Origin of the sequence: Bacillus sp. FSL K6-3154, from assembly GCF_040869395.1 — a bacterium.
Lineage (GTDB): Bacteria > Bacillota > Bacilli > Bacillales > Bacillaceae > Bacillus > Bacillus safensis.
Window position 1 is genome coordinate 3,116,121 of sequence record NZ_CP152033.1, and the last position, 24,160, is coordinate 3,140,280.

General features: G+C 41.2%; 25 protein-coding genes. 18 read left to right on the plus strand and 7 right to left on the minus strand.

From position 1 onward, the window contains the following. Position 1: 1 nt before the first annotated feature. The 4 genes from glp to moaD are packed head-to-tail and all read left to right on the plus strand — an operon-like array spanning position 2 to position 2,499. Positions 2-1,279 carry a gephyrin-like molybdotransferase Glp gene (gene glp, locus MHH61_RS16115; protein WP_169510676.1) on the plus strand — a complete coding sequence of 426 codons (1,278 nt, stop codon included), beginning with the start codon at positions 2-4 and terminating at the stop codon, positions 1,277-1,279. Next, positions 1,261-1,785, plus strand: a complete 525-nt coding sequence (gene mobB, locus MHH61_RS16120; RefSeq protein WP_125586277.1) for a molybdopterin-guanine dinucleotide biosynthesis protein B — start codon at positions 1,261-1,263, stop codon at positions 1,783-1,785. Before glp ends, mobB begins: the two co-directional genes overlap by 19 nt. Further along, positions 1,782-2,273: a molybdenum cofactor biosynthesis protein MoaE gene (locus MHH61_RS16125; RefSeq protein ID WP_024424732.1), complete on the plus strand. Its 492-nt coding sequence runs from the start codon at positions 1,782-1,784 to the stop codon at positions 2,271-2,273. The genes mobB and MHH61_RS16125 overlap by 4 nt, the downstream gene beginning before the upstream one ends. Then, positions 2,266-2,499: a molybdopterin converting factor subunit 1 gene (gene moaD, locus MHH61_RS16130; RefSeq protein WP_024424733.1), complete on the plus strand. Its 234-nt coding sequence runs from the start codon at positions 2,266-2,268 to the stop codon at positions 2,497-2,499. Before MHH61_RS16125 ends, moaD begins: the two co-directional genes overlap by 8 nt. 47 nt (positions 2,500-2,546) lie before the next feature. Here moaD and MHH61_RS16135 read toward each other — a convergent pair whose 3' ends face one another. Further along, the gene (locus tag MHH61_RS16135; protein ID WP_024424734.1) at positions 2,547-2,924 is read right to left on the minus strand and encodes a hypothetical protein; all 378 of its coding nucleotides are present in this window, start codon (positions 2,922-2,924) and stop codon (positions 2,547-2,549) included. A gap of 516 nt (positions 2,925-3,440) precedes the next feature. Here MHH61_RS16135 and MHH61_RS16140 point away from each other — a divergent pair. From MHH61_RS16140 to lepB, 8 genes are all read left to right on the plus strand, one after another. Continuing rightward, positions 3,441-4,067 (plus strand): YIP1 family protein, encoded by a 627-nt coding sequence (locus MHH61_RS16140; RefSeq protein WP_103132181.1) that lies wholly within the window; start codon positions 3,441-3,443, stop codon positions 4,065-4,067. Positions 4,068-4,076: 9 nt separating this feature from the next. Next, complete coding sequence (locus MHH61_RS16145) at positions 4,077-5,183, plus strand: efflux RND transporter periplasmic adaptor subunit (RefSeq protein ID WP_041117259.1); 1,107 nt, start codon at positions 4,077-4,079, stop codon at positions 5,181-5,183. Further along, the gene (locus tag MHH61_RS16150; RefSeq protein ID WP_024426879.1) at positions 5,180-5,881 is read left to right on the plus strand and encodes an ABC transporter ATP-binding protein; all 702 of its coding nucleotides are present in this window, start codon (positions 5,180-5,182) and stop codon (positions 5,879-5,881) included. Before MHH61_RS16145 ends, MHH61_RS16150 begins: the two co-directional genes overlap by 4 nt. Further along, positions 5,868-7,061 (plus strand): ABC transporter permease, encoded by a 1,194-nt coding sequence (locus MHH61_RS16155; protein WP_041117260.1) that lies wholly within the window; start codon positions 5,868-5,870, stop codon positions 7,059-7,061. The genes MHH61_RS16150 and MHH61_RS16155 overlap by 14 nt, the downstream gene beginning before the upstream one ends. A 318-nt stretch (positions 7,062-7,379) precedes the next feature. Further along, positions 7,380-8,135, plus strand: coding sequence for a DeoR/GlpR family DNA-binding transcription regulator (locus MHH61_RS16160; protein WP_041117262.1), 756 nt, complete (start codon positions 7,380-7,382; stop codon positions 8,133-8,135). Beyond that, complete coding sequence (gene pfkB, locus MHH61_RS16165) at positions 8,132-9,043, plus strand: 1-phosphofructokinase (RefSeq protein ID WP_025092362.1); 912 nt, start codon at positions 8,132-8,134, stop codon at positions 9,041-9,043. The genes MHH61_RS16160 and pfkB overlap by 4 nt, the downstream gene beginning before the upstream one ends. Before the next feature lie 13 nt (positions 9,044-9,056). Further along, entirely contained in the window at positions 9,057-10,949 is a 1,893-nt protein-coding gene (locus MHH61_RS16170) for a PTS fructose transporter subunit IIABC (RefSeq protein ID WP_125586275.1), read from the plus strand. A gap of 211 nt (positions 10,950-11,160) precedes the next feature. Next, on the plus strand, positions 11,161-11,733 hold the full coding sequence (gene lepB / locus MHH61_RS16175) for a signal peptidase I (protein ID WP_029706712.1): 573 nt from the start codon (positions 11,161-11,163) through the stop codon (positions 11,731-11,733). A gap of 63 nt (positions 11,734-11,796) precedes the next feature. Here the strand turns inward: lepB and MHH61_RS16180 are convergent, their stop codons facing one another. Next, positions 11,797-12,072: a hypothetical protein gene (locus MHH61_RS16180; RefSeq protein ID WP_024426883.1), complete on the minus strand. Its 276-nt coding sequence runs from the start codon at positions 12,070-12,072 to the stop codon at positions 11,797-11,799. 143 nt (positions 12,073-12,215) lie between these two features. Between MHH61_RS16180 and MHH61_RS16185 the strand changes: the two genes are divergently transcribed. Continuing rightward, on the plus strand, positions 12,216-13,835 hold the full coding sequence (locus MHH61_RS16185; protein WP_024426884.1) for an ABC-F family ATP-binding cassette domain-containing protein: 1,620 nt from the start codon (positions 12,216-12,218) through the stop codon (positions 13,833-13,835). Between the two features lie 38 nt (positions 13,836-13,873). Here the strand turns inward: MHH61_RS16185 and MHH61_RS16190 are convergent, their stop codons facing one another. From MHH61_RS16190 to mreBH, 3 genes are all read right to left on the minus strand, one after another. Then, positions 13,874-15,106, minus strand: coding sequence for an aminopeptidase (locus MHH61_RS16190; protein WP_024424744.1), 1,233 nt, complete (start codon positions 15,104-15,106; stop codon positions 13,874-13,876). A 107-nt stretch (positions 15,107-15,213) separates the two neighbouring features. Next, positions 15,214-15,345: a protein YkpC gene (locus MHH61_RS16195; RefSeq protein ID WP_003210922.1), complete on the minus strand. Its 132-nt coding sequence runs from the start codon at positions 15,343-15,345 to the stop codon at positions 15,214-15,216. A 74-nt stretch (positions 15,346-15,419) separates the two neighbouring features. Then, on the minus strand, positions 15,420-16,427 hold the full coding sequence (gene mreBH, locus MHH61_RS16200) for a rod-share determining protein MreBH (RefSeq protein WP_024424745.1): 1,008 nt from the start codon (positions 16,425-16,427) through the stop codon (positions 15,420-15,422). A gap of 276 nt (positions 16,428-16,703) precedes the next feature. Between mreBH and MHH61_RS16205 the strand changes: the two genes are divergently transcribed. From MHH61_RS16205 to ade, 5 genes are all read left to right on the plus strand, one after another. Then, the gene (locus tag MHH61_RS16205; RefSeq protein ID WP_024424746.1) at positions 16,704-16,982 is read left to right on the plus strand and encodes an AbrB/MazE/SpoVT family DNA-binding domain-containing protein; all 279 of its coding nucleotides are present in this window, start codon (positions 16,704-16,706) and stop codon (positions 16,980-16,982) included. A gap of 144 nt (positions 16,983-17,126) precedes the next feature. Further along, on the plus strand, positions 17,127-18,437 hold the full coding sequence (locus tag MHH61_RS16210; protein ID WP_024426886.1) for an ATP-binding protein: 1,311 nt from the start codon (positions 17,127-17,129) through the stop codon (positions 18,435-18,437). Between the two features lie 4 nt (positions 18,438-18,441). Beyond that, complete coding sequence (locus MHH61_RS16215) at positions 18,442-19,278, plus strand: gamma-glutamylcyclotransferase (protein WP_034623312.1); 837 nt, start codon at positions 18,442-18,444, stop codon at positions 19,276-19,278. Between the two features lie 37 nt (positions 19,279-19,315). Then, entirely contained in the window at positions 19,316-19,984 is a 669-nt protein-coding gene (locus MHH61_RS16220) for a TrkA family potassium uptake protein (RefSeq protein WP_008345123.1), read from the plus strand. 261 nt (positions 19,985-20,245) lie between these two features. Continuing rightward, the gene (ade, locus tag MHH61_RS16225) at positions 20,246-21,973 is read left to right on the plus strand and encodes an adenine deaminase (RefSeq protein ID WP_125586273.1); all 1,728 of its coding nucleotides are present in this window, start codon (positions 20,246-20,248) and stop codon (positions 21,971-21,973) included. A gap of 99 nt (positions 21,974-22,072) precedes the next feature. On the opposite strand, the gene rnjA is transcribed toward ade, so the two are convergent. Continuing rightward, positions 22,073-23,740: a ribonuclease J1 gene (gene rnjA / locus MHH61_RS16230; RefSeq protein WP_012009818.1), complete on the minus strand. Its 1,668-nt coding sequence runs from the start codon at positions 23,738-23,740 to the stop codon at positions 22,073-22,075. Positions 23,741-23,745: 5 nt separating this feature from the next. Beyond that, on the minus strand, positions 23,746-23,955 hold the full coding sequence (locus tag MHH61_RS16235; protein WP_008345114.1) for a DNA-dependent RNA polymerase subunit epsilon: 210 nt from the start codon (positions 23,953-23,955) through the stop codon (positions 23,746-23,748). Positions 23,956-24,160 lie beyond the last annotated feature (205 nt).

A 24,160-nucleotide genomic window follows, 5' to 3' on the forward strand; every position in this document is an offset into this window, starting at 1 on the left:
TGTGATGGAAAGACGGCAGCCAATACCAGTAGAAGAGGCCATAAAGAAAGTCCACCAATACGAAAAACATGGAGAAATAGAATGGGTCCCTTTAAAAGACAGCCTTGGACGGTTTATTGCAGAAGATATTTTGGCAGACCATGATGTTCCGGCATTTGATCGTTCTCCGTATGATGGCTTTGCACTTCGGGCAGAAGATACAAAAGAAGCGTCAAGTGCGCATCCAGTTGAATTCGAGGTCATTGATCATATTGGTGCAGGAATGGTCTCAGCAAAAACCATCGGTCCCTTTCAGGCCATTCGTATTATGACAGGAGCAAAAATTCCAAATGGCGCAAATGTCGTCATCATGATTGAACTGTCGAAGACTTTTGAAAAAGGCGGCAAATCATTCATGTCACTGAAAAGACCGCTGAAAAAGGGAGACAATATTTCTCGTCAAGGAGAAGAAGTACTTAAAGGAAACGTGATGGTCAAAAAAGGAACAGATGTCACTCCTGGCGTCACGGCTCTATTGGCGACATTCGGATATGCGGTAGTGCCAGTTGTCAAAAAACCGGTGATTGGCATTATCTCAACAGGCACAGAGCTTCTTCAAGTAAGTGATGCCATGGTGGACGGCAAGATTAGAAATAGTAATCTTAGTATGGTCTATGCGCAAGTACTTGAGGCCGGAGCTGAGCCGCTTGATTTAGGCGGAGTCACCGATGATTTTGACAAAAGTTATCATGCAGTAAAAGCAGCCATGAGCAAGGTAGACATTCTGATCACAACAGGCGGTGTGTCAGTGGGCGATTTTGACTTTCTGCCTGCCATTTATGAAAAGCTGGGAGCCAAGGTCTTGTTTAATAAAGTAGCCATGAGACCTGGAAGTGTGACGACTGTGGCTGCAATGCCGAATGGCCAATTGCTGTTTGGGCTGTCCGGAAACCCTGCTGCCTGTTTTGTGGGCTTTGAATTATTTGTGAAACCGATCATTTATAAATGGTATAGGAAAGAAAATCCGTTTCCCACTTTTGCTGAGGCGAAACTCACACATGATTTTCCAAAAGCCAATCCGTTCACTCGTTTTGTCAGGGCGGCCCTTCAATTCACTGGCAGTCAGATCAGTGTGACTCCAACAGGTCTTGATAAATCAAGTGCAGTGACCTCTATTGCAGAGGCTGACTGTTTCATCGTGCTGCCTGGGGGAACAAGAGGTTTTCAAGCAGGTGATCAAGTTGATGTTCTGCTGTTTCAGCACAAAGGCGGTGGGTCTCCATGCTGGATGACAAATTAAGCATATTACAGGTGGTCGGTTATCAAAATAGCGGCAAGACCACGTTGATCGAAAAGCTCTGTCAGCTGGCTGAATGTGAAGGGCTGAAGCTAGGCTGCTTTAAACATCATGGACATGGCGGGACACCAGATCGTCTTTTCAAAGAAAAAGATACTGATCGATATATTCAGGCAGGTGCATATGCCGCAGGTGTGGAAGGAGAAGGTGAATTTCACTTTTCGATGCAGGACTTCACGTTAGAGCAGCTGCTCAACATGTGTCAGCATCTTCCGTTAGACGCTGTTCTCATAGAGGGGTACAAACAGGCGCCTTATCGCAAAATCGTTTGTGTCAAGAATGAAGAGGAGCTTATTGACCTTTCAACTCTTTCTAATATACAAGCAGCTATTTATGTTTCTCAAGAGGATCCATTAACCGAAAATTACCCGTTTCCTGTGTTTTCAGCTTTTGATAAGCGCGGGATGACATTTGCTTTTCACTTATTGAAGGGAGGCGGCACGTTTTGAGCGAACTTTTTAAAATAACAAAAACGCCGATTGAGGTAAACGAATTGATTCAGTATGTGACAAGACGAAAGGCAGGAGCCATTACAACGTTTATCGGGACGGTCAGAGAATGGACAAACGGCAAGAAAACATTGCGTTTAACCTACGAAGCATACATACCAATGGCTGAAAACATGCTAAGGCAGATTGGACAAGAAATGAAGAATCGGTGGCCTGACACTGAAGCAGCGATTGTGCACCGGATTGGAACACTTGAGATAACCGATATTGCTGTTGCGATCGCCGTTTCGTCTCCTCATAGGAAGGCTGCCTACGAAGCCAATGAATATGCTATTGAACGAATCAAGGAAATCGTTCCTATTTGGAAAAAAGAATATTGGGAAGATGGAGAGGCCTGGATAGGTGATCAGCTTGAAACGGTTTCATATCCAGAAGGTAAACCTAGCCATCTTCAACTTGCAGAGAAAGAAGGTGATCAGCATGATTAATGTGTTATTGTTCGCCGGCCTTGCTGAGAAGGCCGGTAAACAACAAATCATCATTCAAAAAGATCAAACAACGGTTGATGAGATTAAAATAGAATTACAGGAGGTATATGGTGTTGATGCTGCACAAAATGTAATGGTTGCAGTCAACGAAATATATACGAGGGGAAATGCTGAAGTGCGTAGCGGGGACACTGTTGCACTCATTCCTCCTGTAAGTGGTGGATAATAGATATTAGAGGATTTGGTTATGGCCACCCGGCTGTAACCAATTTTTTATGTGTGAAAAGTTTGTAGAGGTGCTTGGGTGTGATCTTCGTAAATAAAACATCCCCTTCTTGCTTTAGAAATGTGAGGATCGAGCTGCTGAATGAGATCATACAATTCGCTGATTCGTCTCACATTGAAATCTGTTTGAGCTTGAAGCTGTTCCTTTAATTCTTTTGTGCTCACAATGCTTCCCTTTTTCTCTTTAATAATATCTACACATCTTGCAGCGTAGTATATTTTGTCGTTAGAAGGTCTGCTTTCTTTCATATCAAGTAATTTGAGCTCATGATAAATCGATTCTCTTTCCTTTCGAAAGTATTGCCATGCTTCTTGTTCCTTTTCATACAGTAAAATCAATTGCATTTTCAATTTTTCTCTTAACATTCACTTGACTCCATTTCCACTATCATTTAACCTACCTCTATTTTACATTATATGAAAAAATAACTTTTGATCAAGTAAAATCCCTTTATTTTTAATTTTTTAATATGAAAGTATTGATACTAAAGACTTATTTGTTCTGTAAAAGAAACCATTCATAGTCCTATAAAGCCGGGATTTGCCGAAATTACTAGGATTATTTTAACAAAAAATTGTTGTGTCTATGTAAGACCATGCGAATCCAAAAGAAAAGGATATTTATTCCGAAAGACATATTGTTTACTTAATAAAATGTTTTTAAGTCAGTAAAAGCACGATTCTTGATATGAATATGGTCGGATCATGAGGTCATTTGAAGGATTTCATTCGTGAAAATAGAATAATAGATAAAATTTTTTCTCAACGAAAATAAGAAAATTAAATGATTGATCACTTATTGGCAATCTTTTGATAAAATAGAAAGAAAAAGAGCGTCTTGTGCGTTTGCATACTTGCTTGACATAGAGAGGATGAGATTTGATGAAAGAAAACATGCAAAAACCTACGATCATTGGAGTGAGCACAAGACCATCAGAGCACCTGAAAAGAGTATGGGAACATCCAGTTGTTTGGTGGCCTTTATCTTGTGTGCTTATTTTAACAGTCGTTGTGACTTATTTGTCTGAGCACGTAAATAAGGGAATGTGGGCAGATTTAAGTTTGCCGGTACCTGTTGTTTATGTGGTGACGCTCATTGGCCTGGTATTTGGCATTGTCATCAATGCAGCTATATATAAGTTCATCGTATTTTTAGCGAAAGGTGATGCATCATTTCGGCAGCTGTTTTCAGCGGTCCTGTTCATTACGCCCGTTACGATCATTGGAACGATTATTTCTCATTTGGCAGTCATCCTTTTTCATGTTCCAAAAGACATCACGGTTACCTCGTTAAACGCGCTCATTCGAATTTCTGGTCCATGGCAGGCGGTGTTAGCCAATATCGATCTTTTTGTGATCTGGAATCTTGTTTTAACAGGCTTTTTATTCATCCGAGTTGGGCGTATATCACCGAGAATTTCTTGGGTGATTATAGGCGTTTTTTATATCTTATCGTTAATTTTTCAATATATAGGAACAGCAATTAACATATCAGTAAGCTGGGGGTAGAAGGTTTTTATGAGAAAGAAAATCATCATTGGATCTATTTTAATTATTGTGATTGGACTATTTATTGGATTTAATATTGCGAAAAACCAAGCAAAGCCTGCTTCTACAGCAGCGATTAAAACAGTCAAACTCACGCCGAAAGAAATCACATCTACGGTGATGACACCCGGGACACTTTCGTTCTCTGAAGAGCAGTTCATCTATGAAGAAGAGGAAAAGGGGAAATTGAAGGGAATTGCTGTGAAAGAAGGGGAAAAGGTAAAGGCTGGTACGCCGCTTCTTACATATGAAAACAAGGAACTGGAGCTTGAGGAGCAGCAGCAAGCACTAGCGGCTGAGTCAAGTACATTAAAACTGGAACAATTGCAAAAAAGGCTGAGTGAATTAGATGAGAAAAAAGCAGGCGGATCTGACGCTAATGCTAAAAGCGAGCGAGATCAGCTTCAATTAGAACTGAAAGCGGCTGAATTAGAACAAAAGCAAGCAGAGATCAGCCAAGAAAAAGTAAAGGCGCAAATAGAAGACTTAACCGTACATAGTAAAATTGATGGAACAGTCATTTCCATTGAGCAAGAGGCCGGAGCAGGGGGGCCGGAAGAAAGGCAGCCGATCATCCATATTGGTCATGAGAAAAAAATGATTGTGCGGGGTTTGATCTCAGAGTATGATGCCATCAAAATCAAAAAGAAACAAAAAGTGAAGGTAACGTCTGATGTCATTCGCGGGAAGAGCTGGCAAGGAGTCGTGAAAAAAGTGGGCGCTGTTCCTGTCCAGAATGCAGCCGAAACAACTTCGAGCGATCAAACGGTTCAATATCCTGTTGAAGTTGAAATAAAGGGAAAGAAACCTGAGGCGAAGCCTGGTTTTAAAATGATCATGGAAATTGAAACAGATAAGCGCCAAGCGCAAACGATTCCTGAAACAGCGGTAAAAAAAGAGACTGATGGACAATACGTTTATGTTGTTCGAAAAAATGTACTGAAAAAAGTAAAAGTGGTCATAGGGGAAACGTCAGGTCATGATCTTGAAGTGACAAAAGGTGTCAAGGCAGAGGATCAAATCATTGCTCATATAGGAGATGATATGTATGACGGAATGGAAGTGGATGCTGAATGATTCAGCTTTCCAACGTAACAAAAAGCTATGAGGTCGCACACGAAACATTTGATGTATTAAGTGACATGAATCTTGTCATTGAAAAAGGCGAGTATATGTCCATTATGGGCCCGTCCGGCTCTGGAAAGTCAACATTAATGAATATTATTGGCTGTTTAGACCGCCCGACGACAGGACAATATCATTTTCAAGGTACAGAGCTGTCAGCAGCAAAGGATCAAGAGCTTGCGGTCATTCGAAATCAATCCATTGGATTTGTTTTTCAGCAATTTCACCTTCTGCCAAGGTTAAATGCGAGGCGCAATGTTGAACTGCCAATGATTTATGCTGGGATCAGTCAAAAGGAAAGAAAAGAACGTGCGGAATTGGCGCTTGAAAAGGTTGGTTTGGCAGATCGAATGAAACATATGCCAAGTGAGTTGTCAGGAGGACAAAAGCAAAGGGTGGCAATTGCACGAGCGATTGTCAATAAGCCTCAGCTTATTTTAGCAGATGAACCGACTGGTGCGCTCGACTCAAAAACAAGCATGTCAATTATGGAACAGTTTACACAGCTGAATGAGGAAGGGACAACGATTGTGCTTGTCACCCATGAAGAAGAAATAGCTGCGTATACAAACCGTACGGTCGTTGTGAGAGATGGACGGCTTGTTGAAGATAGATGGATACAAGGGGACGCTATGAATGAAACTCTTTGAAAATATCAAAATAGCGCTGAATTCGGTTTTAGCTCATAAATTACGTTCTATTTTAACGATGCTTGGGATTATTATTGGTGTTGGATCAGTCATTGCAGTCGTGGCGATCGGTCAAGGCGGTGAGCAAATGTTAAAAGGATCGATTTCAGGTCCAAACAATACCATTGATATGACATATACGCCTTCTGACGAAGAGTTAAATGCAAATCCAAATGCCTTATTCGAAGCCTCATTTACTGAGGAAGACATAAAAAGCATTAGGACAATCAATGGGGTGAAGCAGGTCGCCTCCTCGACTGCACAAGGAATGCAGCTGAGATTTCAAGATACGACAGTTGATGCGACAGTTAACGGCATAAATGAGGGGTATACGGATGTACATTCATTACAAATCGCAGAAGGACAGAATTTAAGAGATATTGACTTTAGAAGCGGCAGAAGAGCTGCCCTCATCTCGGATGGCTTACAAAAAGAACTATTCAATGGACAAAAGGCATTAGGTGAACTGATTTGGATGAACGGACAGCCAGTTGAAGTCATCGGTGTGTTAGCAAAACAGAAAGGGATGTTTTCATTTGATATGAATGAAATATATGTCCCATTTGGGATGCTCACCTCCACATTTGGTATGAATGAATATGATAAGTTGTCTATTCAAGTCGCACATGCGGATCAAATGAAGGAAGTAGGAAAGAGCGCGGCTGCCATATTAAATGAAAATCATCATACAGAAGATGCTTACGAAATGATCAATATGGAAGAAATCGCAGAGGGGATCGGTCAAATAACGTCCGTTATGACAACGATCATTGGCTCAATAGCCGGAATCTCTTTACTTGTCGGCGGCATCGGTGTGATGAATATTATGCTCGTTTCTGTGACAGAGAGGACAAGAGAAATCGGTATTCGAAAGGCGATGGGCGCAACAAGGGCGCAAATTCTCGTTCAATTTTTAATTGAGTCTGTCGTTTTAACACTCATCGGCGGGCTGATGGGAATTGCACTTGGATTAGGCGGTGCTTCGCTAGTATCACTATTTGCCGGCTGGCCGTCTCTCGTATCTTGGCAAGTGGTTTGTGGAGGCGTACTGTTTAGTATGCTCATTGGAATTGTTTTTGGGTTAATTCCTGCGAATAAAGCAGCGAGACTAGACCCTATTGAATCGCTCAGGTATGAATGATTCGGAGAAGAAAAAAGCATACAAATGGTTTACATTTGCCTTCATTACACATCAAAAGCTTTTATGCAAATCGCATAGAAGCTTTTTTTAGTTCCATTGAATGAAATAAAAAATGATAGAAATGCTAATATCATGACTTTCATCTTAATGTCACATATTTTTCAGTTTACAAATGGTACATATAAAGGTAAGATGACCATGGTGAAAGATTTTGATAGTTATTGAATGTATTTGATTGTTTTGTATTGATAATGTTGAAAAAAGCGATTACAATAAAGGTGCGCGCAAAATGAATACGTTTTCAAAAGGGGTGTTCTCATGTTAACACCGGAAAGACATCAACTCATTATTGACAGCTTAGAAGAAAATGATGTCATTAAAATACAGGACTTAACGATGATGACGGATGCGTCTGAATCTACAATTAGAAGAGATTTATCAGCCCTTGAAGAAAAAGGATTTCTTAAAAGGGTTCATGGAGGAGCAGCCAAGATTTCGAGTATTCGCCTTGAACCAGATGTATTTGAGAAATCTGCCAAAAACCTTCAAGAAAAGTCAGTGGTAGCAGAGGCAGCGGCATCTCTTTTAAAACAGGGCGACTGTATTTATTTAGATGCAGGTACAACCACACAGCAAATGATTGAATATATCGATCCAGATCAAGATATTGTTGTGGTGACAAACGGTGTGATGCATATTGAAGCACTTATGAGAAAAGGCATTACCTTTTACTTGATAGGCGGATCAGTGAAACATCGAACAGGAGCCATGGTGGGAGCCGCAGCTTTGACAGCGATGGAAAATTATCGTTTTGACAAAAGCTTTGTTGGGACAAACGGCATTCATCCCGAGGCGGGATTTACAACGCCTGATCCAGAGGAAGCACTCATGAAAAAAAGAGCCATGAAACAGGCGAAAAAAACCTATATCTTATCAGATGCCTCGAAGTTTGGCGAAATATCGTTTTCAGCCTTTGCTAGTTTACAGGAAGCCACCATTATCACAAACGACGCAAAAGAGGATTCATTCGATAATTACCATGAAAAAACGGTTATAAAGGTAGTGAAAACATGATTTATACAGTTACTTTAAACCCATCAGTTGATTACATCGTACACGTGGAGGATTTTGCAGTCGGCGGTTTAAATCGTTCAACCTATGATCAAAAATATCCAGGTGGTAAAGGTATCAATGTCTCAAGGCTATTAAAACGTCACGGTGTTGAATCAAAAGCACTTGGATTCATTGGTGGATTTACAGGCAAATATATTCAAGATTTTTTACAGAACGAACAATTACAAACAGCCTTTCACGAGGTGTCAGAAGATACAAGAATCAATGTGAAACTAAAAACAGGTGAAGAGACAGAAATCAACGGACTCGGCCCATCAATTACTGAAGCGCAATTTGAGTCGTTTCTATCTCAATTTTCTTCATTGACTGAAGGAGATGTCGTGGTTTTAGCTGGCAGTATTCCTTCTTCATTACCTCATAACACATATGAGCGTATTGCTGAAGTTTGCAGAGAGCAAGGTGTAAGAGTTGTTCTTGATATTTCTGGCGAAGCGTTAAAAAAAGCAGCAGACATGAAACCGTTCTTAATGAAGCCAAATCATCATGAATTGGGTGAAATGTTTGAGACGAGTATTTCATCAGCAGAAGAAGCAATTCCTTATGGGAAAAAGCTGTTAGAACAAGGTGCTGAACATGTCATCGTCTCCATGGCTGGAGATGGTGCCCTATTATTCAGTAAAGAAGGAATCTATCAATCCAATGTTCCAAAGGGAACGCTCGTTAATTCAGTTGGAGCAGGAGATTCAGTCGTTGCAGGGTTTTTAGCCGGCGTTTCAAAAGGCCTTTCAATTGAAGATTCATTTAAGCTTGGTGTTACTTCAGGAAGCGCTACAGCCTTTTCTGAGGAGCTTGGCACAAAAGAGCTTGTTGACACACTATTACCACAAGTAAAAGTCACACGCATTTAAAGGAGGAGTCATCATGAAAATTACAGAACTACTCACGAAGCATACCATTAAGCTTCAATTAGACAGCCAGCAGAAAGAAGCAGTCATTGAAGAGCTGGTCACTGTTTTAGATACAGCAGGCAAGTTAAATGATAAAGAGGGCTACAAAGAAGCTGTGATCAATCGTGAAAAACAGAGCTCTACTGGTATTGGCGAAGGAATTGCCATCCCGCACGCTAAAACAGCGAGTGTAAAAGAGCCTGCCATTGCATTTGGCCGCTCAACTGCTGGTGTAGATTATGAGTCACTAGACGCGCAGTCGAGTCACCTTGTCTTTATGATTGCCGCAACTGAAGGCGCAAACAACACGCACTTAGAGGCACTTTCTCGTTTATCCACACTTCTTATGCGTGAAGAAATTCGAAAGCAGCTCCTTGAAGCGGCGACTGAAGATGAAATCATTGAGATCATCAATACACATGATCAAGATGATGAAGAAGAAGAGGAAGTTCAAGAGGAGCCGGCTGCAGAAGGAAAACCTGCTAAAATTTTAGCGGTAACAGCCTGCCCGACAGGCATTGCCCATACATTTATGGCAGCAGATGCTTTGAAAGAAAAAGCAAAAGAAATGGGCGTTGACATTAAAGTTGAAACAAACGGCTCTGGTGGTATTAAACATGCCCTTACAGCAAAAGAAATTGAAGAAGCACCAGCCATCATTGTGGCAGCGGACAAGCAAGTAGAAATGGAACGCTTTAAAGGCAAGCATGTCATTGAAGTCCCTGTAACAGCTGGTATTCGCCGTCCACAGGAATTAATTGAAAAAGCAATCAATCAAGATGCGCCGATTTATAAAGGTTCAGGCGGCAGTTCTTCTAAAGAGGAAAATGAATCATCTGGCAAAGGAAGAAGCGGATTTTACAAGCACTTAATGAGTGGTGTAAGTAACATGCTTCCATTTGTTGTCGGAGGCGGTATCCTTGTTGCGATTTCATTCTTCTGGGGCATTAACTCAGCAGATCCTAAGGACCCTTCATTTAATTCATTTGCAGCTGTCTTAAAAGGAATTGGCGGCGATAATGCGCTTGCCTTAATCGTTGCGGTATTGGCTGGATTTATTGCCATGAGTATTGCAGATCGTCCAGGTTTTGCGCCAGGTATGGTCGGTGGTTTTATGGCGTCAGCAGCAGGTGCAGGGTTCTTAGGCGGATTGATTGCTGGTTTCCTAGCAGGTTACATTGTTGTGCTGCTCAAAAAAGTATTCACATTCGTACCGCAGACACTCGACGGGATTAAACCGGTTCTGCTGTATCCATTGTTCGGTATTTTCTTCACAGGCATTATCATGCATTATATTGTCAACACACCAGTGAAAATGGTGATGGACGGATTAACACATTGGCTTGAATCATTAGGTACGGGAAACCTTGTCTTAATGGGTATTATTTTAGCTGGTATGATGGCAATTGATATGGGAGGCCCAATTAACAAAGCGGCTTACACATTTGGTCTTGCGATGATTGCTGCTGGCAACTATGCACCGCATGCTGCGATTATGGCAGGCGGAATGGTTCCACCACTAGGTATTGCACTTGCAACAACGATCTTTAGAAATAAGTTCTCAAAACGTGACCGTGAAGCAGGGATTACATGTTACTTCATGGGAGCTGCCTTCATCACGGAAGGAGCGATCCCATTTGCGGCGGCAGATCCTCTTCGTGTGATTCCTTCAGCTGTTATTGGTGCAGCAGTTGCTGGCGGATTAACGGAATTCTTCAGAGTGACGCTTCCTGCACCGCATGGCGGACTATTTGTTTTCTGGGTAACAAATCATCCAGTTCTTTATATCATCAGCATCTTAATCGGTGCCGTTGTGACAGCGATTTTACTGGGTATTTTGAAAAAACCAGTCAGACAAGAAGCGTAATGCAGAAGAGAAGCATCGTGTAAAACGGTGCTTCTTTTTGTTTAATTATCAGTGAATTAGGAAAAAATATCTAATTAGATGGTTGTCTTGTGAATTTTTAAATGACATATGATAAAGTAAAGTTATTCAATTCACGTTTCAAGTCTTTTAGCAGAAAGTCTTAGGAGGAAGCAGTATTTTGAACGAAGAAAACAAACAAAACGAAAATGAAATTCAATCTGATGCGAAGCAAGCCAAAACAGAGAAGAAAAGTTCACTATTTGAATGGATCAAAGCCATTTTAATCGCACTTGCGCTCGTCTTGCTCATCCGTACGTTTATATTTGAACCGTATGTGGTGGAAGGAGAGTCAATGGAACCGACACTTCATGACGGGGAAAAGCTGTTTGTCAACAAAACCATTAACTATCTCGGTGGTGTGAAACGCGGTGACATCGTGATTATTAATGGAAAAGATGGTCAGAAGATTCATTATGTCAAACGGTTAATCGGCCTTCCAGGTGATACGATTGAAATGAAGGATGATACGCTTTACATTAATGGAAAAAAAGTAGATGAGCCTTATTTAAAAGAGAACAAGGCGCATGCGAAAGAGTATGAAGTGCATTTAACTGGAGATTTTGGTCCAGTAAAAGTACCGAAAAACGATTACTTTGTGATGGGGGACAACAGACTCAATTCCATGGACAGCCGAAATGGACTTGGCCTCATTGAAAAGGATCGGGTTGTCGGGACATCAGAATTTGTTTTCTTCCCATTTGGCGATATTCGACAGACAAAATAAAAGCACCTTCTCATGGGCAAGAGAAAGGTACTTGAACGAGCGACCCTTACAGAAGGGTCGTTTTTAATTTGGTGTGAGCACCGTCACAATGATCACAATCGCAAGAACAGAAGCGAACACAGATCCGATAATGGCTAAAACGGATCGAAACAATCCGATCTTTTGGTTTTCTTTTCCCCGCTTTTGTAAAAAGCGTTTGGAAAAGATGTGAACCAGTGTGTAAATCAGGACAAGCCCAATATAAAGGCCAAAGTCCCTCGCATTAAAGCCTGTTGCAGATAAATAAATGCCCATAAAGAAAATCAATAAACAGTATTCCATCAGTGTGAGTAATCTCAAATCGCCCGAACTCCTTCAATCAATCATTCCCGTTTATTATATCATAATAGACAAAAAGCCTTCGTTCTTAGCGAGAGACGTTTCTATCAAACGTTATTCATGTTATACTTCATAATGATGAATGAGTGATGGAGGATTAATAAATGATTGCAGTAAATAATGTTAGTTTGCGCTTTGCTGATCGTAAACTATTTGAAGAAGTAAATATTAAATTCACTCCTGGCAACTGCTACGGATTAATTGGTGCCAATGGAGCTGGTAAATCAACGTTCCTAAAAATTCTTTCTGGCGAAATTGAGCCTCAAACGGGCGATGTTCATATGAGTCCTGGCGAGCGTTTAGCGATTTTAAAACAGAACCACTTTGAATACGAAGAGTTTGAAGTGCTGAAAGTCGTCATCATGGGTCACAAACGTCTATATGATGTGATGCAGGAGAAAGATGCGATCTATATGAAACCTGATTTCTCAGATGAAGACGGGATTCGTGCAGCAGAACTTGAAGGTGAATTTGCCGAATTAAACGGCTGGGAAGCTGAAAGTGAAGCAGCGATCCTATTAAAGGGTCTTGGCATTCCAGAAAGCCTTCAATCGAAGAAAATGTCTGAGCTTGGCGGTTCGGAAAAGGTAAAAGTACTTTTAGCTCAAGCTTTATTTGGCAAGCCTGACGTTCTTCTTCTCGATGAGCCGACGAACCACTTGGACTTACAAGCAATCCAGTGGCTCGAAGAGTTCCTCATTAACTTTGAAAATACCGTCATCGTCGTTTCGCATGATCGTCATTTCTTAAATAAAGTATGTACTCATATTGCGGATCTTGATTTCGGAAAAATCCAAGTATATGTCGGTAACTATGATTTTTGGTATGAGTCCAGCCAGTTAGCGCTGAAACTAAGCCAAGAAGCAAATAAGAAAAAAGAAGAACAAATTAAGCAGCTTCAAGAATTCGTTGCCCGGTTTAGTGCGAACGCTTCTAAATCGAAGCAAGCGACATCAAGAAAGAAATTGCTTGATAAAATTTCTTTAGATGACATTAAGCCGTCTTCACGTAAATATCCGTATGTTCATTTTGCACCAGAGCGCGAAATCGGAAATGATGTCCTTCAAGTAGAAGGTCTATCAAAAACAATTGACGGTGTAAAAGTACTGGATAATGTCAGCTTTATTATGAACCGCGAAGATAAAATTGCGTTCTTAAGCCGTAATGAGCTTGCTGTGTCCACATTATTTAAAATTCTTGCTGGTGAAATGGAGCCAGACAGCGGATCATTTAAATGGGGCGTCACAACGTCACAAGCCTTTTTCCCGAAAGACAATAGTGAATACTTTGAAGGAAACGATGTTGATCTCGTGGATTGGCTCCGTCAATATTCTCCGAATGATCAAAGCGAAAGCTTCCTGCGTGGTTTCTTGGGACGTATGCTTTTCTCTGGGGAAGAAGTGAAGAAAAAAGCAAGTGTCTTATCAGGAGGAGAAAAGGTTCGTTGTATGTTATCAAAAATGATGCTGTCTGGAGCGAATATATTGCTGCTGGATGAGCCAACGAACCACTTAGACCTAGAATCCATTACAGCGCTGAATAACGGTCTCATGAGCTTTAAAGGAGCCATGCTCTTCTCATCTCATGACCATCAGTTTGTTGAAACAGTCGCAAACCGGATTATCGAAGTGACGCCAAATGGCATCGTCGATAAACAAACAACATATGATGAGTTTTTATCAGATCAAGACATCCAAAAAAGACTTGAAGAGCTTTACGCATAACACAAAAAAGACATCCAAATGTGGATGTCTTTTTTTGATTAAATCGCCCAGTTTCCATTTCGGAAGATCGGTTCGCGTTTCCCGTCTTTTGTGATTCCGTCAATATTCATTTCCTTTGAACCAATCATAAAATCAACGTGTGTAATACTGCTGTTCACACCCGCAGCATCCAATTCCTCTCGTTTCATTTCTTTTCCGCCTTCGATATTAAACGCATATCCGCTGCCGATGGCAAGGTGATTTGATGCATTTTCATCGTAAAGTGTATTGTAATAAAGAATATTTGAGTTAGAAATTGGTGAATCATCTGGTACGAGGGCAACCTCACCTAGATAATGAGAGCCTTCATCTGTTTCAACGAGAGATTTTAAAATATCTTCGCCTTCTTTTGCTTTCACATCCACAATCCGGCCGTTTTCAAAGGTTAATGAAAACTCATCAATGATGTTTCCAGCATAGCTGAGCGGCTTTGTGCTTGAGACTGTCCCGTTTACACCGTCTTTTTTCGGTACGGTAAAGACTTCTTCTGTCGGCATGTTGGCCATGAACGAAACGCCGCGTTCACTTACGCTGCCAGCACCTACCCAAATATGCTGCTCTGGAAGCTCGATCGTTAAGTCTGTGCCAGGTGCTTCATAATGAAGCTTGTGGTAGTGGCGTTCATTGAGTATTTTGACCTTTTCGTTTAATGACGCATCGTGCTTTTTCCAAGCCTCAACTGGATCTGCTTGATCAGCGCGTGCGACTTTAAAGATTTGATCCCACAATAACGTGACAGCTTCTTCATCTGTATGGTCAGGGAAAATCTTTTTCGCCCATTCTTTTGATGCAGCACCTACGACTGTCCAAGCGACTTTGTCAGATTGAACGTATTGACGATATGTATGTAGTGCTGAACCAGCAGCTTTTTGCTGTGCAGCGATTTTTTTCGAATCAATGCCTCGCAAAAGGTCAGGGCTTTCTGACAGGATGGTAATAAAAGCGCCTCCGCGTTTTGCGATGGTTTCCATCATCTGTGCTTCCCATTCAGGGAATTGCTCAAATACATCTTGCGGTGCATGTTCATACTTTAAACGGGTGAGAACACCATCACTCCAGCGGATATGTACGTTTTTCGCCCCGCGCTCATACGCGTGTTTCGCTACAAGACGAACAAGATGTGCAGATTCAGTAAATGCGGATACAACGACTTCCTGTCCCTTTTGTACATTCACACCGACTTCAACGATGGTCTTCGCATATTGATCTAGTTGTTTTTCAAATGAACTCATAAAAACCCCTCCTTTAGTCATGTTCATCATATCAGATTTATGACCGAAAAGGAAAATGGGGAGCCCGTTTAAAGCCAAAATAAAAAAGCCGCTTTCGTGCGGCTTTTTTAGCGGTTCAGTTGTTTCACAGGCTGTGCATTAGAAGGCGGCATATGTGAAAACGACAGGCTCATTCCTCCTAAAATAATACCCGTTAAAATGACTGTGACAACGACCCGTTTACCTAAATCAAGCAACATGTTCTTCCTCCTTCACGTTTATCCATTTCTCACGATATGATCGAAATGACAAAAAAAGAAGTAGAACAAGAAGATTATTTTAAAGTTTTTTGCAATTTGTCGATCACTTCTAATGAACGACCTGTTCCAATTGCAACAGATTCAAGGGGATTGGCTGCAATATGGACTGGAACCACAATCTCTTGAGAAAGCCATTCTTGAATTCCATTTAAAAGAGCGCCTCCGCCAGTTAAAATGACGCCGCGGTCTACAATATCTCCGCTTAGCTCTGGAGGGCTGTCCTCTAATGTGGCACGGATCGCTTCTAAAATATGAAGAAGTGATTCTCGCATGGCGCCTTGAATTTCATGAGAGACAAGTGTGATCGTTTTTGGCAGACCTGTCACAAGATCGCGCCCACGCACTTCTAATGATTCAGGCTCATGCTCAATGAGACCATACCCAATTTCCATTTTCACCTGCTCGGCAGTCCGTTCACCGATTAATAGGTTATATTTCTTTCTGACAAACGTAATGATATCTTCATCCAGCTGATCGCCGCCAATTCGGATCGAATGACAAGAGACAACACCGCCAAATGAAATGATCGCAACTTCTGTTGTTCCGCCGCCAATATCGACTACGACGTTCGCAACAGGTTCGTCTACCGGAAGATCAGCACCGATGGCAGCTGCAACAGGTTCTTCAATTAAATGCACATGTTTTGCTCCGCAGTTTTTCACAGCATCGCTGATGGCGCGGCGCTCAACAGCCGTTGAACCAGAAGGTGTACATACAACGACAGTTGGCTTTCTGAAGGTAAACCCGATATTTTTTCCTGCTTTTTTCATGATTTGTTTAAGTAAATCTGTTGTCATATCATAATCAGCGATGACACCGTCTTTCATCGGACGGATCGCAACAATTTTCCCAGGTGTTTTCCCGATCATTTCTTTTGCTTCTGATCCGACGGCAAGTACAGTCTTTGTTTCTGTATCAACTGCTACGACGGACGGTTCATTTAAAATAATTCCCTTATTTTTACTATAAACCAATATGTTAGCTGTTCCTAAATCAATTCCAATTTCGGCATTTTGAAACATGTTTTCACCCAATCTCTATTTTTGCTGTTTTAAACAATTTTACATTTAAAAGTTCAGAGGGTTGATGTCATTTGTGGGGGTTTGTGATCACCTTGAAATGAATCTGTAAAATTCAAGTATCATTTTGACAATCACAATAAATTTTCCCTTTGTTTTTTCTTTTATGAAAAAAATTTTTATAGAGGAGAAACCTTTTAAGAATCTCTTACGTCTACGATATATCAATTGGTGAAAAACAGATTGATCTTGAGCTAATGAAAGAAAGAGGGAACGAAATTGAAATCTATCGGAGTCGTAAGAAAAGTAGACGAACTAGGGCGTATTGTGATGCCAATCGAATTGAGAAGAGCACTTGATATCGCTATTAAAGACAGTATGGAATTTTTTATAGATGGAGATAAAATCGTCTTGAAAAAATATCAGCCAGAGGGCGTTTGTCTCATGACTGGTGAGATTACATCAGAGAACCATGAATATGGAAATGGTCAAATTACATTAAGCGCTGAAGGCGCAGAACTGCTGTTAAAAGAGCTGCAAGAAGCTCTTCAGAAGTAATCAAAATAGCCTGCTCTCTTCCTTTGTGCTGAGAACAGGCTATTTTTCTTTAAAAAAGTTCCTTAAAAATGCCCCATCTCCCTCAAAAAATAAGTGGAAAATGGTACAATTGACAAAGAATCTCAGGGCGGCAGGTGGAATCATTTGAACAAAACATATCAAGTGCGGATCGTGTTATCTGTTCTTGCATTTATCTTAATCATAAGCTGGGATTTCTTTTATTATCTAGGCGGCTATCAAATTAATTGGCCGCTCGATCTAGCCTTTACAGTCGTTGTGTTAGCAGGGATCTGGATTGTCTCAGGATATGTAGACCGCTTGAATTTACTTGTGTCTGATCTAAATAAGAGAGAAAAAGAAGCACACGAACTGACAGAGCGGCTGAATCGAATTACAGATAACTTGCAAGAAATTGTCTTTGAAACAGATGAAAAAGGGCACATCATCTTCTTAAATCAAGCATGGAAACAAATGACCGGCTATGACATAGATGAATGTCTAGGTACGATGTACAATCAGTACTTTGATCAAGAAGAAAGAGTTATTCAGCATTTGTCATCTGTTATCAAAGAGCATAAAGATTCAGGGCGGATCGAGCTGCAGCTTCTTCATAAAGAGGGGAAGAAAGTATGGGGAGACGTTCATTATAAGCTCTACTTTGATGAGCAGCACCAGTTTACTGGAGGTATTGGAACAGTTGCAGATATTACAAAACAAAAGCTGGCAAAGCTTGAACTTGAAAGATCAAATCAACAAGTGCAAATGCAGGCGCAAAAGTTAGCCGTTGCAGGACAAATAGCTGCTGGAATCGCCCATGAAGTCAGAAATCCGCTGACCTCAGTAAACGGCTTTTTGCAGCTGATGAAAACACAATATCCTGAAAGAACCGATTATTTTGACATTATCTTTTCCGAAATTAAACGGATTGATTTTGTTTTAAGTGAGCTGCTTGTGCTGGCAAAGCCGCAGTCGGTCCATTTTCAAGAAGTTCAGCTTCATGGACTGTTAGAGCAGGTCATTACATTGCTGAAAACCAATGCAGTCCTCTCGAATATTGATCTCAAACAGCCATTTAAAAAGCAGGATGCCGGCGCTATATTAGCAGACGCTAATCAAATGAAACAGCTGTTCATTAATTTAATCAAAAATGCCATTGAGGCAATGCCCGAAGGCGGCAGCATATACATATCAACAGAAAAAGTGATGAACGAATGGAAAATTACCATTCAAGATGAAGGAAAAGGGATGTCTGAAGAGGATATTCAGAAAATATATGATCCTTTCTTCTCCACGAAAACAGAAGGGACGGGACTTGGTCTCACCATCTGTGCAGCGATTTTAAAAGATCATCACGGTAGGATGGATGTGGTCAGTGAGCTGGGAAAAGGTACAGCTTTTCATATCTATTTACCTGTGTGGCAAAAATGCAGACAGCAGCAAGGCGAGAGGACGTGATTTCATGAAGGTGAAAGCTTTATTTGTATATGGGACGCTTTTGCAGCATGAAGAGCACCACGAGGCGTATATGAAAGATAGCAGGCCATTAGCTAAATCAGCTTGGATCAGCGGCAGAATCTATGATACAGGTCAAGGATACCCTGCGTGCGTTCTAGAAGAGAAAAGCACAGTATATGGAGAATTGTACGAGGTAACCGCAAGCACGCTGAATAAGATAGATTTTCTTGAGGAAGGGTATGACAAGCAGGTGGTCGATGTCATGACAGACCAAGGGCTGGTGGCGGCTGTTACATACACTTTACCAAAGCAGAAGGCATCATCTCTGAAGGAGATCGAGAGCGGCTGCTGGAAGGAATATAGACTGTGGCAGCAGAAGCCGGCATCCTTCTATTATTTTGCCTATGGCTCCTGTATGGATGATGCAAGATTTAAACTGGCAGAAGTTGATCATTATTTTAAACAAATCATCGGCGGCGGTGCTCTGAACGGCTTTACAACTAGATTTACGTTGGTGAGGCCTGATGGATCAAGAGCAGATATGGTAGAAGACGGCGGAGAAACAGAGGGCGTTTTATATGAGGTTCCTTTTGATGCCATTCGATATTTGTACAAACGAGAAGGCGTCTATGAGGGCACATATCGTCCAGCTTTTGTCGATGTCAAAATAGGTGATCAAATATATGCAGACTGTTTAACCTTTCTAGTTCTTCAAAAGAGCGATGAAATTGCTCCGCCAGGTCATTACCGCAGTGAAATTGAAAAAGGAGCAGATCTTTACTTAAGTGAAGCGTTCCGCAAAAAAATTCGCTCGCATATGGATTCGTTAATCAAACCGTAGTAAAATGCATGGTAAGTGAGATAAAAGGAGTCTGAACATGAAAAAGGAATATGCAGTCATTGGTCTTGGACGCTTTGGCGGGAGTATTTGCAAGGCGCTGAGCGAAGAAGGACTTGAAGTCATGGCCATGGATATGAATGAAGATCGAGTGAACGAATACGCGAAAATTGCCTCACATGCGGTGATTGGTGATTCGACGGACGAATCTGTTTTAAAAAATCTCGGCATTCGCAATTTTGATCATGTCATCGTTGCGATTGGTGAAAACATTCAGGCCAGTATTTTAACGACGATCATGCTGAAAGAGCTTGGCGTCAAAATGGTCACAGTAAAGGCGCAGAACGACTACCACGAAAAGGTACTAAATAAAATTGGGGCTGACCGCATCGTTCATCCAGAGCGGGACATGGGCAGACGAATTGCACATAAAATCATCTCCAATAACGTATTAGATTATCTTGAGCTGTCAGATGAGTACAGCCTCATTGAAATCGTTGCCAACAGCAGGCTTGCAGGGCATTCTCTTCTAGATCTCGATATTCGAGCGAGATATGGCATTAATATTGTGGCGATTAAGCGTGGAAAAGAAGTGATTGTTTCACCGCTCGCAGATGAAATGATTCAAAAAGAAGATATTCTGATTGTCATTGGGGCAGTAGCCGATATTGGACGCTTTGAAAAACGAGAAATGCAGAACGATTATTAAACACCCTGGGCGGGGTGTTTTTTTATATGATTGTGTACACATGAGGTGGACAGTGAAGAGGGAAGAAGACATTTAAAAGGGCTGTTTTGTTCTGCATAAACAGCTAAAGTCAATCATCATATTATTCATGCAATTATCACTATTCAGAAATAAAAATCAGTCTTTTTATCTGGATGATTTTCTCTAAATGTCATTGACTGGGCAAACAGATTCGTTTACGATAAGAAACATTATATTGTTTACTTGGAGGAGGCAGTGTCGTTGGATAAGGAGCTTTTCAGACATCAAATTGAAGTAGCTGCAAAGAGAAAAAAAGCAGCCCTAGTGATTAAACATGCGAAGGTTATGGACGTGTTTAACCAGGAATGGCTAGACGCTGATGTCGCTGTTGAAAATGGACAAATAGTAGGGATTGGAGAGTACGAGGGAGAACAGGAGCTGGATGCAGCAGGTCAAATGCTAGTACCCGGTTTTATTGATGGCCACGTTCATATCGAGTCCTCTATGGTGACCCCTGCTGAATTCTCCAAAGCTGTCGTCCCGCGCGGTGTGACAACTGTCGTAACAGACCCGCATGAAATTGCCAATGTGTCAGGGATCACAGGCATCCGTTTTATGCTGGAAGAAGCGAGAAAAGCTGCCTTAAATATTTATTTCATGCTGCCATCCTGCGTACCGGCAGTTAGTTTTGAGCGATCAGGTGCTGTTTTAAAAGCGAAAGATTTAAAGCCTTTGTATCAAGAGAAAGAGGTTCTTGGTCTTGCCGAGGTGATGGATTACGTCGGTGTGGAGCAGGCTGAAGAAGATATGCTTCAAAAACTGCTTGATGCTCAAAATGAGAATAAATTGATTGATGGCCATTTAGCAGGCTTAACGGACCGATTAATAAACGTTTACCGCACAGCTAGTGTCCAAACAGATCACGAGGTAACAACAGCCGGCGAAGCCCTTGAACGTGTAAAACGAGGCATGTATGTCATGCTGAGAGAAGGCTCTGTTGCCAAAAACGTGAAAAACGTTTTACCAGCTGTGAATGAAAAGAATGCGAGACGTTTTTTCTTTTGTACCGATGATAAACATTTAGATGATTTAATGGCTGAAGGAAGTATTGATGAACAAGTACGTATGTCTATAAAAGAAGGGTTAGATCCATTTTTAGCGTATCAAATGGGAAGTTTAAACGCAGCGGAGTGTTTTGGCCTCAAAACAAAGGGAGCCATTGCGCCAGGCTTTGATGCTGATTTTATGCTTGTCTCTGATCTTTATCAAGTAGACATCACCAGCGTATTTATTGCAGGAGAATTGGTGGCGCAGCATGGAGAGTACAAGCCAAGTGTCGAAAAAATTGCACCAAGTCCAGCCTTATTACAATCTGTTCATGCGATAGACGTTCAAGAGCAAGATCTGTCTCTGCCTATCACAGCTCATCAAAAAATGAATGTCATCCGCATTATTCCAAATCAGCTAGAAACAAAATTAGAACGCATCTCTCCATCAGAAACGAACGGACAATTCACTAGTGATACAGAAAGAGATGTATTAAAAATGGTGCTTGTTGAACGCCATCAAGGCTTATCTGAAATGGGGATAGGGGTTGTCAGCGGCTTTGGATTAGAAAAGGGCGCAATTGCAACAACGGTTGCGCATGATTCTCACAATTTAATTGCGGTTGGCACAAATGATGCTGATATCGTGAAAGCCATTGACGCATTAAAAGAAGCAGGGGGCGGTTTGACGGTTGTCAAAGAGGGTCAGTCTCTTCATACGCTGCCATTACCGATCTCTGGTTTACTTTCAGATCAGCCGGCACATCTTGTAAATGAAAGCCTTCATGCACTCCATGAAGCGTTGAAAGAAACAGGCTTTACATTAGATTTTAATCCATTTTTGACGCTGTCCTTCTTGGCACTCCCAGTCATTCCTGATGTGAAAATGACGACAAAGGGTTTGTTTGATGTCAGAAGCTTTCAGCATCTCCCAATTCAATAAAAAATGAGAAACCGCATGTGTACCTTGTATATATGCGCTTTTTTCAATGAATAGTGCAAAAAAGAGACACAGCCAAGCGGCTTGTGTCTCTTTTTATGATTACACTTCCATAATAATCGGTAAGATCATTGGACGGCGTCTTGTTTTTTCATAAAGGAAAGGTGCAAGGGTGTCAGTAATTTCGTTCTTGATTTCAGACCACTGAGTTGTCTTACGTTCCATTACTTTTTCAAGATGCTTTGAAATTAAATCCTGTGCATCGTTAATCAGATCTCCAGATTCTCTCATGTAGACAAAACCTCTTGAGATTAAATCAGGACCAGCAGAGATTTTGAATTCTTTCATGTCCATGCTCACGACGACAATGACAAGACCTTCTTCAGAAAGAATGCGGCGGTCTCTTAAAACGATGTTTCCGATATCGCCAATACCGCTTCCGTCGATATACACGTTGCCTGATGGAATTTTGCCAGCGACACTTGCTTCGTCACCTTTCAGTGCAAGAACTTCACCGTTATCCATGATAAAGCAGTTTTCCTCAGGGATGCCGCAATCATTCGCAAGTTTGATATGCGTTTTTTGCATGCGGTATTCACCGTGAATCGGCATAAAGAATTTTGGTTTAATTAAACGGAGCATGAGTTTTTGTTCTTCTTGTCCGCCGTGACCAGATGTATGAATATTATTAAGCGAGCCATGAATGACCTCAGCACCTGCACGATAAAGCTGGTTAATTGTGCGGCTTACACTAATATTGTTACCTGGAATCGGTGAAGATGAGAAGACAACAGTGTCTCCAGGATTAATAGAAATCTGGCGGTGAGTACCGTTGGCAATACGAGAAAGAGCTGCCATCGGTTCACCCTGGCTTCCAGTACAAAGAATGGTCACTTTGTTTGCCGGAAGGCGGTTGATTTCATTATGTTCAATAAACGTGTTTTTTGGACATTTAATATAGCCAAGATCTTGACCAATATCAATGGCAGATTCCATACTGCGTCCAAATACAGCGACTTTTCTGCCGTTGGCAACAGCAGACTCAATCACTTGCTGAAGTCTGTGAATGTTGGAAGCAAACGTGGCAAAGATGATGCGTCCATCGACTTTTCTAAAGATGTCATCAATGCTTTCACCTACGCGTCTTTCAGACATCGTAAATTCTGGGATTTCACTGTTTGTACTATCAGATAAAAGACAAAGGACGCCTTCTTTTCCGATCTCAGCCATTTTGGTTAAATTGGCAGGCTCGCCAACAGGAGTAAAGTCAAACTTGAAATCACCTGTATGTACGATGTTACCAGGAGGTGTCTTGACGACAATTCCATAAGAATCTGGAATACTGTGTGTCGTTCTAAAGAAAGACACAGCTGTTTTTCTAAATTTAATGGTATCTTCTTCTTCAAAAATATGAAGTTTTGTTTGTCTCAAGAGACCGTGCTCTTCCAATTTATTACGAAGTAGGCCGATTGCGAGTTTGCCGCCGTAAACTGGAATATTCACTTGCTTGAGAAGGTAAGGGATACCGCCGATGTGGTCTTCATGTCCGTGAGTGATGAAAAGACCTTTGATTTTATCTTCGTTTTTAACTAAGTACGTATAGTCAGGGATGACGTAGTCAATTCCAAGAAGCTCGTCTTCAGGAAACTTAATACCTGCATCAATTAAAATGATTTCATCTTGAAATTGAACGCCATACGTGTTTTTACCGATCTCGCCTAAACCGCCGAGCGCAAAAACTGCCGCCTGATCGTTTTTAACAAATTTCATTCCTCTCATAGCTCCAATACTTTAAAATTTTCACTTTCTCGTTCATAGTCTAAAAAAGCACCGTCTACAGGCTGAATGAATTCAATGTTGTAGTTATGTTTTTTCAACTTATCGCGTACGTCTCTTTCAGAAACCGCTTCAACGTATAGTGAATCTGTGTGTTCTCTTACAGGTACCTCAGTAGTACTTGCCTGAAAAAATACCTTATATATCATCCAAATCTCTCCTTAAATACCGTATGTTACACTCGCTTATTCTATTATATTAAAAAAACGCGCATAAGAAAAGTCTCTGAGAAAAAAGGACCTTCGGCAAATGTGCGGAAGATCCCTTTAAGCAATCGATTTTTTACGAAGCATGTCCTTCCATTGTCTTCGAATTTTCTTACGCAGACGACGAAGCATCAGATGCCGCCTCCTT

What these genes read in the sequence shown, in the direction of transcription:
- mobB (WP_125586277.1), top strand. Translation starts at nt 1,261, where the DNA reads ATGCTGGATGACAAATTAAGCATATTACAGGTGGTCGGTTATCAAAAT.
- moaD (WP_024424733.1), top strand. Translation starts at nt 2,266, where the DNA reads ATGATTAATGTGTTATTGTTCGCCGGCCTTGCTGAGAAGGCCGGTAAA.
- MHH61_RS16135 (WP_024424734.1), bottom strand. Translation starts at nt 2,924, where the DNA reads ATGTTAAGAGAAAAATTGAAAATGCAATTGATTTTACTGTATGAAAAG.
- MHH61_RS16140 (WP_103132181.1), top strand. Translation starts at nt 3,441, where the DNA reads ATGAAAGAAAACATGCAAAAACCTACGATCATTGGAGTGAGCACAAGA.
- MHH61_RS16145 (WP_041117259.1), top strand. Translation starts at nt 4,077, where the DNA reads ATGAGAAAGAAAATCATCATTGGATCTATTTTAATTATTGTGATTGGA.
- MHH61_RS16150 (WP_024426879.1), top strand. Translation starts at nt 5,180, where the DNA reads ATGATTCAGCTTTCCAACGTAACAAAAAGCTATGAGGTCGCACACGAA.
- MHH61_RS16155 (WP_041117260.1), top strand. Translation starts at nt 5,868, where the DNA reads ATGAAACTCTTTGAAAATATCAAAATAGCGCTGAATTCGGTTTTAGCT.
- MHH61_RS16160 (WP_041117262.1), top strand. Translation starts at nt 7,380, where the DNA reads ATGTTAACACCGGAAAGACATCAACTCATTATTGACAGCTTAGAAGAA.
- pfkB (WP_025092362.1), top strand. Translation starts at nt 8,132, where the DNA reads ATGATTTATACAGTTACTTTAAACCCATCAGTTGATTACATCGTACAC.
- MHH61_RS16170 (WP_125586275.1), top strand. Translation starts at nt 9,057, where the DNA reads ATGAAAATTACAGAACTACTCACGAAGCATACCATTAAGCTTCAATTA.
- MHH61_RS16185 (WP_024426884.1), top strand. Translation starts at nt 12,216, where the DNA reads ATGATTGCAGTAAATAATGTTAGTTTGCGCTTTGCTGATCGTAAACTA.
- MHH61_RS16190 (WP_024424744.1), bottom strand. Translation starts at nt 15,106, where the DNA reads ATGAGTTCATTTGAAAAACAACTAGATCAATATGCGAAGACCATCGTT.
- MHH61_RS16195 (WP_003210922.1), bottom strand. Translation starts at nt 15,345, where the DNA reads ATGTTGCTTGATTTAGGTAAACGGGTCGTTGTCACAGTCATTTTAACG.
- mreBH (WP_024424745.1), bottom strand. Translation starts at nt 16,427, where the DNA reads ATGTTTCAAAATGCCGAAATTGGAATTGATTTAGGAACAGCTAACATA.
- MHH61_RS16215 (WP_034623312.1), top strand. Translation starts at nt 18,442, where the DNA reads ATGAAGGTGAAAGCTTTATTTGTATATGGGACGCTTTTGCAGCATGAA.
- MHH61_RS16220 (WP_008345123.1), top strand. Translation starts at nt 19,316, where the DNA reads ATGAAAAAGGAATATGCAGTCATTGGTCTTGGACGCTTTGGCGGGAGT.
- rnjA (WP_012009818.1), bottom strand. Translation starts at nt 23,740, where the DNA reads ATGAAATTTGTTAAAAACGATCAGGCGGCAGTTTTTGCGCTCGGCGGT.
- MHH61_RS16235 (WP_008345114.1), bottom strand. Translation starts at nt 23,955, where the DNA reads ATGATATATAAGGTATTTTTTCAGGCAAGTACTACTGAGGTACCTGTA.